Below are 17059 nucleotides of genomic sequence, written 5' to 3'. Positions count from 1 at the left end.
ATGGCGACCCTACGGGGATTCGAACCCCGGTTACCGCCGTGAAAGGGCGATGTCCTAGGCCTCTAGACGATAGGGTCGTTTAGAAGATGGCGGTATCTTATTGATCCGCCACCAAGGTGTCAAGTAGATGTGGCGCGAGTTTGTTCAAAATATAGCAAAACAGTTCGGCAGTCTTTTGAGTATCGTATAAAGCAGAGTGTGCTTCCTTACCATCGAAGTCAATTCCAGCCTGAATACATGATTTTGCCAGTACGGTTTGACCAAACATCACTGCACTTAAAGTCACTGTGTCAAACACAGAAAAACTGTGAAACGGGTTTTGATTTTTCGTTCCGGTACGTGCAATCGCAGCCTGGACAAAGCCCAAATCAAAATGCGCATTATGGCCGACCAAAACCGCATGGGTACAGTTTTGCTGGCGGCGCACTTCGTTGACCGATTTAAAAATACGTTTTAAGGCACTTTTTTCATCTTCAGCCATGGCCATACGCATAGGATTTGAAGGATCTATACCAATAAATTCTAAGGAACGACGGTCTAAATTTGCCCCTGCAAAAGGATTGATATGTGCATGATAGGCTTCACCTGGCACAAACTGACCTTCGGCATTATAAACAATCGGAATTGCGGCAATTTCCAGTAAGGCATCAGTCTGGGAATTAAAACCTGCTGTCTCGACATCGACAACAACAGGTAAAAATCCACGGAAACGCTGACCAATTACTGGTTGAGTTTCATCTGTCACACTTTTCTCCATTGGATAGTTTTACCCGCATATAGAGGGATAATCTGTTCACCATCCAAGTAGTCTAAACTTTCAGGGATCACTTGCTCTTCTTTGACCAGGGTAATGGTATTGGTATTGCGCGGCAAGCCATAGAAGTCAGCACCGAAGTGGCTGGCAAAACCTTCCAGGCGATCAAGACGGCCCACCTGATCAAAAGCTTGAGCATATAATTCAATGGCGGTAGGCGCACTATAGCAACCGGCACAGCCACAGGCATTTTCTTTGGCATTTTTTGAATGTGGGGCACTGTCTGTTCCCAGGAAAAACTTGGGATTGGAACTGGTCGCAACTTCAAGCAAGGTTTGCTGATGGCTTTGACGTTTTAAAATCGGCAAACAATAGAAATGCGGTTTAATTCCGCCCACCAGCATATCGTTACGGTTAAACAGTAAATGCTGTGGAGTGATTGTAGCCGCTACATTGCGATCTTGCTCAAGCACAAAATGTGCAGCTTCACTGGTCGTGATATGTTCTAGCACCAGTTTAAGCTTGGGAAACTGTTTTAGTAAGGGTGAAAGAACTTCATCTAAAAAGCGTTTTTCACGATCGAAAATGTCAACATGGTTGTGTGTCACTTCACCATGCAACAACAATGGTACCTGATGTTCTTCGAGTTGCTCAATCACGCCATAAACTTTGCGAATGTCACTGACGCCATTATCTGAATTTGTGGTTGCCCCAGCAGGATAAAGCTTGATGGCATTGACATGTTCAGACTCTTTTATTTTTTTTACTTCGCTCGCTTGGGTATGGTCGGTAAAATAAAGCACCATACGCGGATCAAATGCAATACCCTCCGGAACATGCGCCATAATACGTTCACGATAGGCCAGTGCTTCCTCAACTGTTTTAATCGGAGGGACAGTATTTGGCATACAGATGGCACGAGCAAACTGCTTGGCAAGATCTGGAACTGTACGTTTTAAAGATAAACCATCACGTAAGTGAGCATGCCAATCGTCTGGCTGGAGAAGAGTAAGAGTATTCAAGGCCATTTCAATCGAAGAAATAAAACAAATGATAATGCATAAAGTGTGAAAATGGTAACAACAATTACAGACAAATGGTTAGATAGACACAATTATAAATGAGAAAAATATGTTATTTTTAAAAACTAAAAGAAGTAAGTAATGCTGGGCAATGGAATCCAAGTATAATCTAGCTAAATTACAGTATGACAAAGAAAAGATAGAAGAGCTCATTACACGGCAAACTCAGCGTGTAGGGCAGGTTTTTCCCAAAAAGATGGAACAGGAATTTTGGTCGAAAAACCTGGAGCGTGCCCGTAAGCATGTACAAAAATACTTGTGGGGCGGCGTTTTATCTTACTTTATTTTTATTCTGGTTATATTACCCAGCGATTACTGGGTGATCGACAAACAGTATCTAAATCATGATTTCCTGAACTGTAGCTTAGCCTTGGCCAATGGTGCGCTATGCCTATTGGCGTTATTCGCTTTTTCTCATTTTCCTAAACTACGTCCCTATTTTGCTCCGGCCTCTATGGCACTGATGTTTTGGGCCATGATTTCCATGTCCTGGTTAACCCTGACAGTAGAAACTATTGCTTTACGACAACAAGGTATGGCCATCCTTTGCATGATTTACATCATTGGTTCGCTTATCACGGGAGTAAAGCCATTCCAGATGCTGATGACCGGTTTTTTAGCCGCCTCCGTAACAGTGGTTCTGTTTTTTCTGCTTAAGGTCGATTTTGATGCTGTGGTGCTGGGCCGTATTCTTTTCGGCAGTTGTGTGTTTGGGTATGTGATTAGTCATATGATTTTTGCGCGTGAACGGATGATTTATTTATATTCGATGCGTGCCAGAATCAGTGAAAAAATGCACCGGATTCATAATTCGGAATTATTGCATTTGAGCCAGCATGATGACCTGACCAAAATTTCAAACCGCCGTACTTTCGATGAAATGATGGAAGTATTTTATGAGCAGACCCGTCAGGAACGAAGTGCTCTGGCAATCTTGTTTATTGATATTGATTTTTTTAAAAACTATAACGATTTTTATGGGCACCAGAAGGGCGATGATGTGATCTCTTCTATCGCCAAATCTATTAAAAATGCGATTCGGCATATGGATTTTGTTGCACGCTATGGCGGGGAAGAGTTTGTGGTATTACTGCCGGAAACAGATGCTCATGGCGCCTATGCTGTAGCATCCAATATATTCAAGGCCATTGAGCGTTTGGAAATTCCTCACGAAAAATCTTCCATCTCCGATTTTATTACCATCAGTTTGGGAATTACCGTTTATCACGGAGAAGACGAGCTGAGTAAAGAAGCATTATTGGAGATTGCTGATCAGGCTCTATATCGTGCCAAGCATTTAGGCCGCAACCAGATTTATTATCAATCTATACGCTCTAATATTCCTGAAAATGATTTAATCAAATCATAAACAGACCTGATAAAAAAACCGCTCATTCGAGCGGTTTTTTGACTTTAAACAAACTTATTTGTTTTTGTCTTTGAGTTGAGGCACTGCAGAACCTGTACCCACTGCAAGTAGGCCGGTATTGGTATATATGCCCAACTTGGCACGTGTATCCGTGATATCAAGGTTACGCATAGTCAATTGACCAATACGGTCAGCCGGACTAAACATAGAATCACCTTTCTCCATGGTTAAACGCTCAGCTTCATAAGTGAGGTTAGGAGATTCAGTGTTCATGATGGTGTAGTCATTACCACGACGAAGTTCTAAAGTCACAGTGCCTGTAACCGCTTTAGCGACCCAGCGCTGTGCAGTTTCACGAAGCATCAACGCTTGAGAATCGAACCAGCGACCTTGGTAAAGTAGACGACCTAAACGTAAACCATTAATGCGGTATTGTTCGATGGTGTCTTCGTTATGAATACCGGTAACTAGACGTTCGTAAGCGATGTGAAGCAGCGCCATACCCGGAGCTTCGTAGATACCACGAGATTTTGCTTCGATAATACGGTTTTCGATTTGATCCGACATACCTAGACCATGACGGCCACCGATACGGTTTGCTTCAAGAATGAATTCAACTGGATCTTCAATACGCTTGCCGTTGATTGCAACAGGGAAACCTTCTTCAAAAGTGATAGACACTTCTTCAGCTTTCACTTCTACGTCGTCTTTCCAGAACGCAACACCCATGATTGGATCAACGATTTTGATACCGGCATTGAGGAATTCAAGATCTTTCGCTTCGTGAGTTGCACCCAACATATTCGAGTCAGTTGAGTAAGCTTTCTCTTTTGACATTTTGTAGTCAAAGCCATTGTCGATCAGGAACTGTGACATTTCCGCACGACCACCAAGCTCATCAATAAAGGTTTGGTCTAACCAAGGTTTGTAGATTTTAAGCGCCGGGTTAGTGAGCAAACCATAACGGTAGAAACGCTCAATGTCGTTACCTTTATAAGTTGAACCGTCACCCCAGATGTTGACGTCATCTTCTTTCATTGCAGTTACAAGCATTGTACCTGTGACTGCACGGCCAAGTGGTGTTGTGTTGAAGTATGGAACACCGCCAGTTGAGATGTGGAACGCGCCACATTGAATCGCAGCAATACCTTCTAATGCAAGTTGTAGACGGCAGTCGATTAAACGTGCTTTTACTGCGCCATATGCTTCAGCTTTCTTTGGAATCGCATTGTAATCGTCTTCATCAGGCTGACCCAGGTTTGCAGTATATGCATAAGGTTCTGCGCCTTTTTGTTTCATCCACAACAGGGCTGCTGAAGTATCTAGACCACCAGAAAAGGCAATACCAACTTTTTTGCCTACAGGTACATTCTGTAAGATAGTTGCATTATCAGACATTGTTAATCCTAACGATTTTTGAATAATAGGCACCCAAGTGGTGACCTAGGAGAAGATATATCCTTTGATTGTATCACTTTTAATAAGAATTTTTTTCCTTCAAAATGCGGGAATTTGGTTTTTTTGAATTAAAAATAGATAAGCAGTCAAATTAAACCCAATAAAATAAAGTTAAGCTGCAACCAATCAGGATAGAGTAATTGGAGAATTGCGTGCATCATTTAAACCAATAAATTGATTTTCGATCGGGGTGAAAACATGGTCATAACGCGCAATTAAATACAGACCAATATTGCGGTATTGCTCAGGAATTTCCATATAGTATTGAATATTATATTTAGAAATAAGTGACTTGGCGATCATGGAGATGCCCATACCCAATTGGGTAAATTGAATCAGTGCTTCCAGATCATGAATATAGGTTAATTCGCCCTTATGCAATTGATGATCGATAAAGAGTTGATCGAGTGTTTTGGCATAGCAACATTCTGATGAAGCAAGCAAAATATTTTGTTGATGAATTCCTTCCCTAAAATCACTGGAATTAATGAGGTTTTTTCCGATCAAGACCAAATGATCGTCTGCTTTATGAATGTATTGCAGGTTTTTATGTTGCGGCTTGCCCAAGGCATAAGCAATGTCTAAATGCCCGTGTAAGATTTCATCTTCAATGAAACCTGTTGCACCCGTTTTCATGGTGATGGACAGGTCAGGATAGGTTTCATACAGGTGTTGAAAAGCAGGATAAAAGCGCATGCCGCCTAAGCTGGTATTGGTGCCAAAACGTAGGAATTTCTTTTGCTGATGAATTTTATTTTCGGTTTCTTCCCAAGTGAACAGCATTTTTTTGTATTGGCTATAAAGATGTAAGCCCGACTCAGTCAATTCAACACCTTTGGGCTGACGAATAAAAAGCTGGCGGTCATAATGGTTTTCAATTTTTTTGATTTTAGCCGTCATATTGGATTGCAAATAATTCAGCTTATGCGCCGCAGCAGTCATACTTTTCAATTCCGCAACGGTCACAAAGCACCTGATGTCATTAATATCTATATTCATGGCATATTTTCCCCGCCTAAAGTACCTTATGATCATGATGCACAATCAAGCAATGCAGTCATCTCGACAGATGTTTAATATTGGTATTAAAAAAAATGATGGATACATTAAATCATAGCATTATTCATGATGGGTTATTTTCATTAAAATAATTTTGAATGAAATGGGCTGAGCAGCAAAAATGAATATTAAAGTGATAAGCGCAATTGGGTTGCTGTGTTTGATTTGGGGATCATTATGGGGATTGGTCAAACATAGTCTGCAAATTTTTCCTCCATTTTTATTTATTTCTGTTCGTTTAATTTTAGCGGCATTGACCTTAATGGGGGTTCAATTACTTTTAAGGCGGTCTGTTTTACCTGAGCGGGGACAGTGGAAAAAGCTCTTTATTTCAAGCCTTCTGATTTGTTTAGGCTTTTATGCGACACAAACCTTTGCCATGCAATTCGTAGATTCGGGTCTTTCTGCAATACTGGTGTTTACCATGCCCATCTTTATTGGCGTATTGGCGCATTATTTTTTAAATGAACGTTTAACGGCACAAAAAATCTTAGGATTGATTCTTGGAACTTGCGGATTGATTTCTATTCTATGGCCACAGTTCCATGATATTCATTTTAATCTTTCCTTGATTGGTCAAGTATTTTTGATTGTCTCAGGTTTCTTTTGGGCAACCACGACAGTGTACAGCAAGAAATATTTTGCGACTCATGACAAGATGCAACTGACGATTTGGCAAATGTTGTTAGGGGGAATCATTTTGTTGCTTGGCGCATTGTGTTTTGAACCCGTTCATTTCAATGTTTGGCTCAATCCAAGTCATGGAGGCTTACTCATTTATATCGCAATGATCGGAACAGGATTTGCATTTGCGCTGTGGAATTGGATTGTGAGTCAGGTCGATGCTGTGGTTGCATCTATCTCGATTATGATTATCCCTATCTTAAGTTTGTTTTTTGGCTATGTATTTTGGAATGAACCCATGACCTTTAATATTATTCTAGGGGCTGTGTTCATTTGTCTGGGTATTATTTTGAGTTCTGTCAAAATAAAGTCTGAAAAGCACAACCTCAATATCATCTGTAAAGAAAGAAGTTAGTGCTTACATAGCTTACATAAAAGTGAAGCCATATGAGGAAATTAGCCTTATATGGCTTTTTTATTTTGCTGTATTTGTGAGCTATATGACTGAAATTCCACGTTGCAATGCTGACATGCGACTAAAGTTGTAAGACTAAGTTTTGCCTTTATAGGCACAAGAAAAAATATAAATAAAAACAAGTAATTTATTGAGATAGGACGCAGTTGGGTGATTGTAAAAAGTTGATCTTTTACTCAAAATTATTTGCAATATTGGTCATACCAATAATTATTTAACAGACCAATATTGATCTTTAATTAAACAAAAACTACCATAATTACCAGAACATGAATTATTATTTTAAATTAATCTAATATTGGTCAGACCAATAGTGGTTGATATAAGGCAATTCAAACCATTTCTAGCAGACCAGTGAGCATTTCAAGGAGATGACAATGCTTCAACAATGGCAACAGATTTACGATCCTATGGGCAATATCTGGCTTTCCAGTCTGATCGCCCTGATCCCGATTATTTTCTTCTTTTTAGCGCTTGCGGTATTCCGTATGAAAGGCAGCGTAGCGGGAACCATTACCGTTATTCTTGCGCTTCTGGTTTCATTATTTTCTTATCAGATGCCGGTCATGATGGCTTTTGCATCGATGATTTATGGCTTTTTTTACGGTTTGTGGCCAATTGCCTGGATCATCATCGGGGCTGTATTCCTGTATAAAATTTCGGTTAAAACAGGACAGTTCGATATTATTCGTTCGTCCATTCTGTCAATTACCGAAGATCAGCGTTTACAGATGCTGCTGGTGGGTTTTGCTTTTGGAACCTTTCTTGAAGGTGCAGCGGGTTTTGGTGCACCGGTCGCCATTACTGCGGCATTACTGGTGGGGCTGGGCTTTAAGCCCTTGTATGCAGCAGGTTTATGCTTAATTGTGAATACTGCACCTGTAGCATTTGGTGCTATGGGAATTCCGATTATTGTAGCCGGGCAGGTGTCTGGCGTGGATACCATGGAAATCAGTCAGATGGTGGGTCGTCAGTTACCTTTCATGGTGCCAGTTGTACTATTCTGGATTATGGCGATTATGGATGGCTGGCGCGGTATCAAGGAAACTTGGCCAGCGGTAATTGTAGGCGGTGGATCTTTTGCGCTTGCCCAATATTTAACTTCCAACTTTGTCGGTCCAGAACTTCCGGATATTACTGCAGCCATCGCGTCATTGGTGAGCTTAACGATTTTGCTTAAATTCTGGAAACCGAAACACATCTTCCGTTTTACAGAGCAAGATCTAAATGCTAATGAATCAGCTGCTCAAGCACTGGCGATTCAAAAACAGCAAAAATATTCCCTGGGTCAAATTGCCAAAGCCTGGTCACCATTTGCCATTTTAACGCTGATGGTAACGATCTGGAGTATCAAACCTTTCAAGGATTTATTTGCCAAAGATGGGGCACTCTATGATCTGGTGATTTCTATCAAGGTGCCGTATTTGCATCAGCTGGTACAAAAATTACCGCCAGTCGTTCCTGAAATTAAGGATTACGATGCCATTTATAAATTTGACTGGATTTCTGCTACAGGCACAGCCATTTTCATTGCTGCCATCATCACCATCATTTTCCTGAAGATGAAGCCAAAAACAGCCGTAGTGACCTTTGGTGAAACCATCAATGAACTGAAAGTCCCTATTTATTCCATTGGCATGGTCTTGGCATTTGCCTTTATTGCCAATTATTCAGGCATGTCGGCCACCCTAGCTTTAGCGCTGGCACATACAGGTCAGGCATTTACCTTCTTCTCGCCATTCTTGGGCTGGATTGGCGTGTTCCTGACCGGTTCGGACACTTCAGCGAATGCATTGTTCTCGGCACTTCAGGCCACCACTGCCCAGCAGATTGGTGTGCCAGAAGTATTGCTGGTGGCTGCCAATACCAGTGGTGGCGTAACCGGAAAAATGATTTCACCACAATCCATTGCGATTGCCTGCGCGGCAGTAGGGCTTGTAGGTAAAGAATCTGATCTGTTCCGTTTTACGGTTAAACACAGTATCGTCTTTACGGTAATGATGGGTATTATTATTACCTTACAAGCTTATGTGTTCCCATGGATGATTCCATAACACGCAATTGAGGACAGCAAATGAAAGTCTCTGACAAAGTGGTACAAAACCTGCGCATCTTGATTGAACAAAACAATATGCAAGTCGGAGACCGTTTGCCTGCAGAACGTAAGTTATGTGAACAATTAGGTGTGTCGCGTTCTTCTTTGCGTGAAGCCATTCAACAACTGACCAGCATGGGCATGTTGTTAAGTAAAGTGGGTGCGGGCACTTTTTTGCAACAATTGCCTACCAACTGGTCGCAGCATCAAATTGTGCAGCCTTTAAGTCATTTGATTGATCAGGACCCTGAATATCGTTTTGATGTACAGGAAGCGCGAATTATTTTGGAAGGGGGCACCGCATGGTATGCCGCAGAACGGGCCACGCCTGAAGACCTGCAAAATATTCGCCAGTGCTACGATCAAATTTCTCATTTTCAGGCCATTGGTGATGATGAGCAGGCAGCCAAAGCCGATGCCAAATTTCATCTGGCAATTGCTGAAGCATCACACAATTTGGTGCTGATTCAAATGATGCGTGGGCTGTTTGATTTGTTGCAGTTCAACGTGGTGTTGGGCCGCCGTAAAGTCTATTCCGAAACCCACCGTTTTGATCAATTGCATCTACAACATCAACAGGTCATAGATGCAATTGAACGTAAAGATCCAGAAGCTGCCAGACAAGCAGTGTGTGGACATATTGAGTTTGTAGTACAACAAGTCCGCTCGATTGATGAGGAAGATGCCCGTCGTCAGCGTGCGAGTCGATTAAACAGGATTTAAGCATGATTATTTCTTCTGCCAATGATTACCGCGAAGCGGCCAGACGTCGTTTGCCGCCCTTTTTATTCCATTACATTGATGGCGGGGCATATGCGGAATATACGCTAAAACGTAATGTAGAAGACTTATCCAAAATTGCACTCAGACAACGTGTTTTAAATGACATGTCGCAACTTAGCCTGGAAACCAAACTATTTGATGAAACCTTGTCGATGCCGGTGGCTTTGTCGCCAGTCGGACTGACCGGGATGTATGCACGTCGCGGGGAAGTTCAGGCGGCAGTGGCAGCAGATCAAAAGGGCATTCCTTTTACACTATCAACTGTTTCAGTCTGCCCGATTGAAGAAGTCGCGCCTGCCATTCAACGTCCGATGTGGTTCCAGCTGTATGTATTACGTGACCGTGGCTTTATGAAAAATGCTCTGGAACGTGCCAAAGCTGCAGGTTGTTCAACCCTTGTATTTACCGTAGATATGCCGGTACCGGGTGCACGCTACCGTGATGCGCACTCAGGCATGAGTGGTCCAAATGCAGCTATGCGCCGTTATATGCAGTCTTGTTTGCATCCACATTGGGCATGGAACGTCGGTTTACATGGCCGTCCACATGACTTGGGTAATATTTCAAAATATCTGGGTAAGCCTACAGGTCTTGAAGATTATATCGGCTGGCTGGGCAATAACTTTGACCCCTCGATTTCCTGGAAAGATCTGGAATGGATTCGTGAATATTGGGATGGTCCAATGGTGATTAAGGGCATTTTGGATCCTGAAGATGCCAAGGATGCGGTACGTTTCGGTGCCGATGGGATTGTGGTGTCGAATCACGGTGGTCGTCAGTTAGATGGGGTTTTATCTTCCGCGCGTGCGCTTCCACCGATTGCAGATGCAGTCAAAGGCGATATCAAAATTCTGGCCGATTCGGGTATCCGTAATGGTCTGGACGTGGTGCGTATGCTGGCCTTGGGTGCCGATACCTGTATGTTGGGTCGTGCTTTTGTCTATGCCTTGGGGGCTGCTGGTGGTGCGGGAGTATCTAATTTGCTGGATTTAATCGACAAAGAAATGCGTGTAGCGATGACGCTGACCGGGGCAAAAACCATTGCAGATATTACTTCGGATTGTTTGGTGAAGTTAGATAGAGAATTGGCTGAATAAGTTGCTTGATTTCTTTTATTGATCAGTTTTGATTTGAAAAAACCTTCAAATTATTTATCAAAATTAAGAAGTTTTTTCTATAGAGTCACAAGGGACTCAGGACAAAGATTAGGAGAGAGATTTGAAATTTAATAATCCTCTCCCTAGCCCTCTCCTTTAAAAAGGAGAGGGAACTTTCATTACATATATTAAAACTGAAAGATAAAGTTGATACACGGAAATGTCATCTGCAACTGTTCGAGGCAGGACTTCTTAGGATAGGGAACGTTTCTGCGAAGCAAGTGCTAAAAGAGGGTATTTGGCGAGTTTTGCAGATTACAATGCCTTTGGTTACTTTGGGCGTAACCAAAGTAACGGACGAGCTCCTTGTATTTAACGTTTAAATGGTAAGACTCCGCAGTGATATATCCTAAATATTTAGTGTATTTATACAAAAATGTGCTTGCCCTAAAGCTTAAATTTTATAAATAAGGTTCGTATGAAAACGCAATCAGCTAAACCGCACACCATTCAAAAACTCATTAATATTGTCGGTAAGCAACATGTATTAACCGATGACAATGACACACGATTATACCGACAAGGTCGTCGTTACGGTTCCGGTCAAGTGCTGGCCGTGGTCGTGCCGGGTTCATTGCTGGAACAGTGGCAAGTCTTGCAGGCTGCGGTGGATGCAGACTGTATTGTGATTATGCAGGCTGCCAATACCGGTTTGACTGGCGGTTCAACCCCTTTTGGCGATGATTATGACCGCCCTGTGATTCTGATCAACACACGACGCTTGGTTGGCATTCAAGTGATTAATGATGCTAAACAAGTGGTTTGCTTACCGGGTGCAACATTAGATAAATTAGAAAAGCAGCTGGCACCGTTTAATCGTGAACCGCATTCCGTGATTGGTTCTTCCTGCATTGGCGCATCAGTTTTAGGAGGAGTCTGCAATAACTCGGGCGGTGCACTGGTTCGCCGTGGTCCTGCCTATACTGAACTTGCCCTCTATGCACGTGTAGATGAATCCGGACAACTGGAACTGATTAATCATCTAGGAATTAAGCTAGGTTCAACCCCAGAAGAAATTTTATTTAACTTGGAAAATCAGCAATACCAATTGGCTGATATTGAAAATGATCAACATTGCTGTGCGTCAGACCATCGTTATGCGCATGATGTGACACAGGTCGATGAGAACACGCCTGCGCGTTTTAATGCCGATCCATCACGTTTATATGAAGCATCCGGTTCGGCAGGAAAAGTCTGTGTTTTTGCGGTACGTTTGGATACCTTTGAAAAAATACCCAGTCAGGTTTTTTATGTCGGCACCAATACTCAGCAAGATTTAACCGCAATCCGCCGTTTTCTACTCACGGGTTTAGCGCGTTTACCGATTGCCGGTGAATATATTCACCGGGTGGCTTACGACATTGGTGCGGAATACGGTAAAGATACCTTCATGTTTATCGAGAAATTCGGGACGGCTAAAGTGCCGGCAGCTTTTGCCATGAAAGATAAGGTCGATGGTTATCTGGAAAAAGTCGGCATGAAAGGGCTGTCAGATAAAGTCCTGCAAATGCTGAGCAAATTTTTACCCTCGCATTTACCCAAACGCATGAATGAATTTCGTGATCTGTATGAGCATCATCTGGTGCTGCGTATCGAAAATCAGGATGTTGAACAGGTGCAGCAATTTTTACAGCACTATTTTTCTTCTCACAGCACTGGACATTATTTCCACTGTAGCGAAGAAGAAGGACGTAAAGCCTTTTTGCATCGTTTTGCCGTAGCGGGAGCGGCTATTCGCTATCGCGACACCCATCGTTCAGAAGTGGAAGATATTGTGGCGCTGGATATTGCCTTACGCCGTAATGACCGTGAATGGGTCGAAACGTTGCCTAAGGAAATGGATGAGCTGATTATCCATAAACTTTATTATGGCCACTTTTTATGTCATGTGTTCCATCAAGATTATATTGTGAAAAAAGGTGTCGATCCTTTAGCAATAGAACATCAAATGTGGCATTTGTTAGATGAACGCGGGGCTGAATATCCCGCAGAGCATAATGTCGGACATTTATATGTCGCTAAACCTGCGCTTAAACATCATTATCAAAAGCTCGATCCGACCAATAGTTTTAATGTCGGGATTGGTCATACATCTAAATTAAAACGTTGGTCTTAATCATTAAGATGCGTAAGACACTTTTTAAGGTGCTGTTTTAGAACAGCACTTTTTTTATGATGAATTGACTGTTTCGTCAGACAATGTTTAAAAGAAGTCATAAACAAAAGATTAAAAATAGGTAAAGTAATATGCAACAAGTTGCAAAGCCAATATATTAAGGATCCATCATGACAACTAGCTATGCAAATATATTAAAACCGCTACATTTGGGCTTTACGACCATTAAAAACCGTGTCGTGATGGGGTCCATGCATACAGGTCTGGAAGACCGTTTTTATAATTATCCTAAATTGGCCGCATATTTTGGCGAGCGTGCCAAAGGCGGTGTTGGTCTGATTATTACCGGCGGAATTTCGCCGAACCGTCAGGGCTGGTTGCTTCCTGCGGGCGGTACCATGAATAATTTAGCCGATGTAGCACCGCATCGTTTGGTCACACATGCGGTACATAAGCATGGCGCAAAAATCTTGATGCAGATTTTGCATTCCGGGCGTTATGGTTATCAGCCTTTTGTGGTTTCTGCCAGCCCAATCAAGTCACCCATTTCACCGTTTAAACCGCGTCAAATGAGTGAAAAGCAAATTCTCGATACCATTGAGGATTATGCACATACCGCCAGCATTGCGAAAAAAGCCGGTTATGATGGTGTGGAAATTATGGGTTCGGAAGGCTATTTGCTGAATCAGTTTTTAAGTCGCCATGTCAATCAGCGTACCGACCGTTGGGGTGGTGACATTGAAAACCGCATGCGTTTCGCAGTAGATATTGTCAAAGCCATCCGTGAAAAAATTGGTGAAAACTTTATTATCTGTTTCCGTTTGTCGCTGCTGGATCTGGTGCATGACGGCAATACCATGCAGGAAGTTATTACTGTTGCAAAAGCATTGGAAGAAGCAGGAGTTACCTTGCTCAATACCGGGATTGGCTGGCATGAAGCCCGTATTCCGACCATTGTGACTTCAGTGCCACGTGCAGCTTTTGCCGATTACACGGCTGAAGTGAAAAAGCATGTCGCTATTCCTGTGATTGCTTCCAACCGTATTAACATGCCTGAAACTGCCGAAGCCATTTTGGCTGCTGGAAAAGCGGATATGGTGCAAATGGCACGACCATTATTGGCGGATGCCTTCTGGGTTAGCAAGACTGCAACCAATCGGGTAGATGAAATTAATACCTGTATTGCCTGTAATCAGGCGTGCTTGGACCATACCTTTAAAAATAAGCGTGCAACCTGTCTGGTCAATCCGCGCGCGGCTTATGAAACAGAACTGGTCTATGTAAAAACCAAAGCACCGAAGAAGATTGCCGTTATTGGTGGAGGTGTGGCAGGCATGTCGGCTGCGACAGTAGCTGCAAGTCGTGGTCATAAAGTCACTTTATTTGAAGCAAGTCATGAAGTGGGTGGCCAATTCAATTTGGCCAAAGTGGTACCAGGTAAAGAAGAATTTCACGAAACCATCCGCTATTTTAAAGTTCAGATTGAAAGAACCGGAGTGGAACTGCGTTTAAATACCAGAGTCAACCGTGAACAACTGGAACGTGAAGGTTTTGATGAGGTCGTGGTTGCAACTGGCGTTGTTCCGCGTGCCTTAACCATTGAAGGCAGTCAGGCACCGCAAGTGTTGTCTTATGCAGAAGTATTACGTGGTGCAGCTGTGGGCAATCGAGTTGCTGTAATTGGCGCCGGTGGTATTGGTTTTGATGTGTCCGAGTTTTTATTAAAACCTGAACATCAGCCACAGCCGCAACCCTTGGCAGACTGGCAGCGTGAGTGGGGAATTGACCCAAATCCAAATTATGTGTCTGAAGGTGGCATGCAGGCGGCTGAAGTGGATCATCCAGTACGTGAAATTTATCTCTTGCAACGTAAAACCACGCCGTTGGGTATGGGATTAGGCAAAACCACAGGTTGGGTGCATCGTGCACAATTGAAAAAACATGCAGTGAAGATGCTACGTGGCGTGCAATACAAGTCTGTGACCAATGAAGGCTTATGGATTGAAACCAATGGCCACGATCAACTGTTACGTGTAGATACTGTGGTAGTGTGCGCAGGACAGGAGTCAGTCAAAGACATCATGCCATCGCCGGATGAATTTACCTTGGCAAATTACCATATTATTGGGGGTGCCAAACTGGCAGCAGAGCTTGATGCAAAACGTGCAATCCGTGAAGGTGCTGAATTAGCAGCCAAATTATAATTTTTTAAGTTAATTTGGTGAAACAATATTCATTTGAATAGTTTAGTTGTAATTTTTACTTGTCAGTTTTTAAAAAGATCCGTATTATGGCGCACATGGAAGCGTGGCAGAGCGGTTTAATGCACCGGTCTTGAAAACCGACGAGGGTGCGAGTCCTCCGTGAGTTCGAATCTCACCGCTTCCGCCAAATTCAAAACCCCAATCGAAAGATTGGGGTTTTTTATTGTCTGTATATTTTGAATCCTGAATCCTGAATCCTGAATCTCAATCATTGAATTGATTAAGGCAGGAATTCAAATAGGCGGTACACGTGAACAATTGATACGAATTGACAATGATGTAGTAAAAAGTGCCTTAAGTTAAAGCTTACTGTATTTTTCTACAGGGTTATTATGGCAAAGCTTAGGATCAATGAATTGAATGCTTTGGCAGTCAAAAAAGTAAATCATCAACTGGATAAAATAATAAAGCTTTCAGCTGGAAGGAGTCTGTACCTGTGTATTGATGCTCATGGGAGCAAGCACAAGCGTGGATCACAGAAAATAAAATTTCAGCTTTAGGAAAAAATTAATAAATTTACTCGAAAACCCTGGAAAAATCGACCTGGATCCAGGATGGCAAGCCAGATGCACCACGTGTGGTCTATGTCTTTTCCAATCCGAATTGCCCATATTGCTATAAATTCTGGCAGGCGGCCCGGCCTTGGGTCGAATCAGGCAAGGTACAGCTGCGTCATATTCAGGTCGGTGTGATCCGTGAAGAAAGCCGTGGCCAGGTGGTAACATTGTTAATGTCGAAAAATCCAGCGGCAGTTTTTAACGATATAAACAAGAATAAAGGCAAAAAGCAGCTCAAGAAAATGGAAAAGATTCCTGCCGAAATTGCTGCAAAAATTGATGCCAACCAGGCCCTGATGGGGAAATACGGCTTTTTCTCCACACCATCGATGGCCTGGAAAAATAATCAGGGTGAATTTAAATATACTCAAGGCTTGGCAATGGACGTCAAGGAAATTTTTGAACAATAAGATTTTAACTACATGATAGAAAAAGTAATTTTTACTTAAAACCTCTATACATGATAGGGGGGCAGATTTACATTGGTGGATAGGCTAAGCATGAAGAGCAGATAAGATATGTCAAATTTGGATGATCCACGGGTACTGCTTGCTTTGGAACGAACCGCTCTGGCATGGAACCGGAGTGGTTTGGCATTAATTGCTTTTGGTTTTGTGATTGAAAAATCCAACCTATTAGTACAACTGGTCGACCCAGATGCTTATGCGCAGAAAATAGCTTATTCACAATGGCTGGGAATTGCGGTGATTGTATTTGGTATGTTGGTAAATTTCGCCTCAATCCTACAATATCGGCGGGGATTGGCATCACTGCGACCTCCGGAATTTATTGAAGGTTATTACACCCAGCATCCCGTATGGCTAAACCTTTTTACTGCTTTTAGCGGACTGCTTCTGATCATTTCTTTTTGGCTGCACTAAGAAGCGGGTTGGGCGCAATACAGCTCGTACAGCTTTTGCATCAGGCTCAAGACCTTGGGGTCACTCAGACGATAAAAAATCTGTTTACCCTCACGTCGGGTGCCGACCATGTTGGCCTTTCGCAGTACTGTCAGCTGTTGTGAAAGTGTAGGTTGATGAATATCGGTAGATTCTTCAATTTCCTGAACATTCATTTCCCTGTCGACCAGGACACATAAGATTTTCAGACGATCAGGATTGGCTAAAACTTTTAGGCATTGGCTGACGAAATCGACTTGAGAAAAATCAATTTTGGCATTTTCAGCAATCATATCCATAAATGTCCTCACAACTTTTGATGTAGCCCGTGCAGTTTACATAATTTACCATAAAACTGCTTGATTAA

Annotated in this window: 13 protein-coding genes, 2 tRNA genes and 1 pseudogene; 10 read left to right on the top strand and 6 right to left on the bottom strand. The window is 42.5% G+C overall.

Going from position 1 to position 17059, the window contains the following annotated elements:
• Window position 1: 1 nt before the first annotated feature.
• From B4C48_RS10205 to pyrC, 3 genes are all read right to left on the bottom strand, one after another.
• Window positions 2–77, bottom strand: a tRNA-Glu gene (locus B4C48_RS10205).
• Between the two features lie 20 nt (window positions 78–97).
• Window positions 98–757: a ribonuclease T gene (gene rnt / locus B4C48_RS10200; protein WP_291356129.1), complete on the bottom strand. Its 660-nt coding sequence runs from the start codon at window positions 755–757 to the stop codon at window positions 98–100.
• A complete protein-coding gene (gene pyrC / locus B4C48_RS10195) occupies window positions 742–1776 on the bottom strand; it encodes a dihydroorotase (protein ID WP_291356127.1) in 1035 nt (344 codons plus the stop codon). Before pyrC ends, rnt begins: the two co-directional genes overlap by 16 nt.
• Window positions 1777–1927: 151 nt before the next feature.
• Between pyrC and B4C48_RS10190 the strand changes: the two genes are divergently transcribed.
• Window positions 1928–3205: a GGDEF domain-containing protein gene (locus B4C48_RS10190; RefSeq protein WP_291356125.1), complete on the top strand. Its 1278-nt coding sequence runs from the start codon at window positions 1928–1930 to the stop codon at window positions 3203–3205.
• Window positions 3206–3259: 54 nt separating this feature from the next.
• Here the strand turns inward: B4C48_RS10190 and argG are convergent, their stop codons facing one another.
• On the bottom strand, window positions 3260–4603 hold the full coding sequence (argG, locus tag B4C48_RS10185; protein ID WP_291356123.1) for an argininosuccinate synthase: 1344 nt from the start codon (window positions 4601–4603) through the stop codon (window positions 3260–3262).
• Between the two features lie 186 nt (window positions 4604–4789).
• Window positions 4790–5662, bottom strand: coding sequence for a LysR family transcriptional regulator (locus B4C48_RS10180; RefSeq protein WP_291356121.1), 873 nt, complete (start codon window positions 5660–5662; stop codon window positions 4790–4792).
• 181 nt (window positions 5663–5843) lie between these two features.
• Here B4C48_RS10180 and B4C48_RS10175 point away from each other — a divergent pair, with 181 nt between their 5' ends.
• The 9 genes and pseudogenes from B4C48_RS10175 (at window position 5844) to B4C48_RS10135 (ending at window position 16674) form a co-directional block, all read left to right on the top strand.
• Complete coding sequence (locus B4C48_RS10175) at window positions 5844–6761, top strand: DMT family transporter (RefSeq protein ID WP_291356119.1); 918 nt, start codon at window positions 5844–5846, stop codon at window positions 6759–6761.
• Between the two features lie 431 nt (window positions 6762–7192).
• Window positions 7193–8875, top strand: a complete 1683-nt coding sequence (gene lldP / locus B4C48_RS10170) for an L-lactate permease (RefSeq protein ID WP_291356117.1) — start codon at window positions 7193–7195, stop codon at window positions 8873–8875.
• A 20-nt stretch (window positions 8876–8895) separates the two neighbouring features.
• The gene (lldR, locus tag B4C48_RS10165; protein WP_291356115.1) at window positions 8896–9639 is read left to right on the top strand and encodes a transcriptional regulator LldR; all 744 of its coding nucleotides are present in this window, start codon (window positions 8896–8898) and stop codon (window positions 9637–9639) included.
• Between the two features lie 2 nt (window positions 9640–9641).
• The gene (lldD, locus tag B4C48_RS10160; protein WP_291356113.1) at window positions 9642–10796 is read left to right on the top strand and encodes an FMN-dependent L-lactate dehydrogenase LldD; all 1155 of its coding nucleotides are present in this window, start codon (window positions 9642–9644) and stop codon (window positions 10794–10796) included.
• A 478-nt stretch (window positions 10797–11274) separates the two neighbouring features.
• Window positions 11275–12972, top strand: coding sequence for a D-lactate dehydrogenase (gene dld, locus B4C48_RS10155; RefSeq protein WP_291356112.1), 1698 nt, complete (start codon window positions 11275–11277; stop codon window positions 12970–12972).
• A 170-nt stretch (window positions 12973–13142) separates the two neighbouring features.
• Window positions 13143–15176 (top strand): NADPH-dependent 2,4-dienoyl-CoA reductase, encoded by a 2034-nt coding sequence (locus B4C48_RS10150; protein WP_291356110.1) that lies wholly within the window; start codon window positions 13143–13145, stop codon window positions 15174–15176.
• Between the two features lie 97 nt (window positions 15177–15273).
• A tRNA-Ser gene (locus tag B4C48_RS10145) sits at window positions 15274–15363 on the top strand.
• Window positions 15364–15759: 396 nt separating this feature from the next.
• Window positions 15760–16203 (top strand): annotated as a pseudogene (gene dsbG / locus B4C48_RS10140) (thiol:disulfide interchange protein DsbG); the annotation flags it as partial.
• 108 nt (window positions 16204–16311) lie between these two features.
• On the top strand, window positions 16312–16674 hold the full coding sequence (locus B4C48_RS10135; RefSeq protein ID WP_291356108.1) for a YidH family protein: 363 nt from the start codon (window positions 16312–16314) through the stop codon (window positions 16672–16674).
• Here B4C48_RS10135 and B4C48_RS10130 read toward each other — a convergent pair.
• A complete protein-coding gene (locus tag B4C48_RS10130) occupies window positions 16671–16991 on the bottom strand; it encodes an ArsR/SmtB family transcription factor (protein WP_004893722.1) in 321 nt (106 codons plus the stop codon). The two genes, B4C48_RS10135 and B4C48_RS10130, sit on opposite strands and share 4 nt — an antisense overlap.
• Window positions 16992–17059 lie beyond the last annotated feature (68 nt).

It is taken from the genome of Acinetobacter sp. UBA3106 (genome assembly GCA_002365595.1).
GTDB lineage: Bacteria > Pseudomonadota > Gammaproteobacteria > Pseudomonadales > Moraxellaceae > Acinetobacter.
Note: the sequence above shows the minus strand (reverse complement) of the source record. Positions and strands in the feature narration are given on the sequence as shown.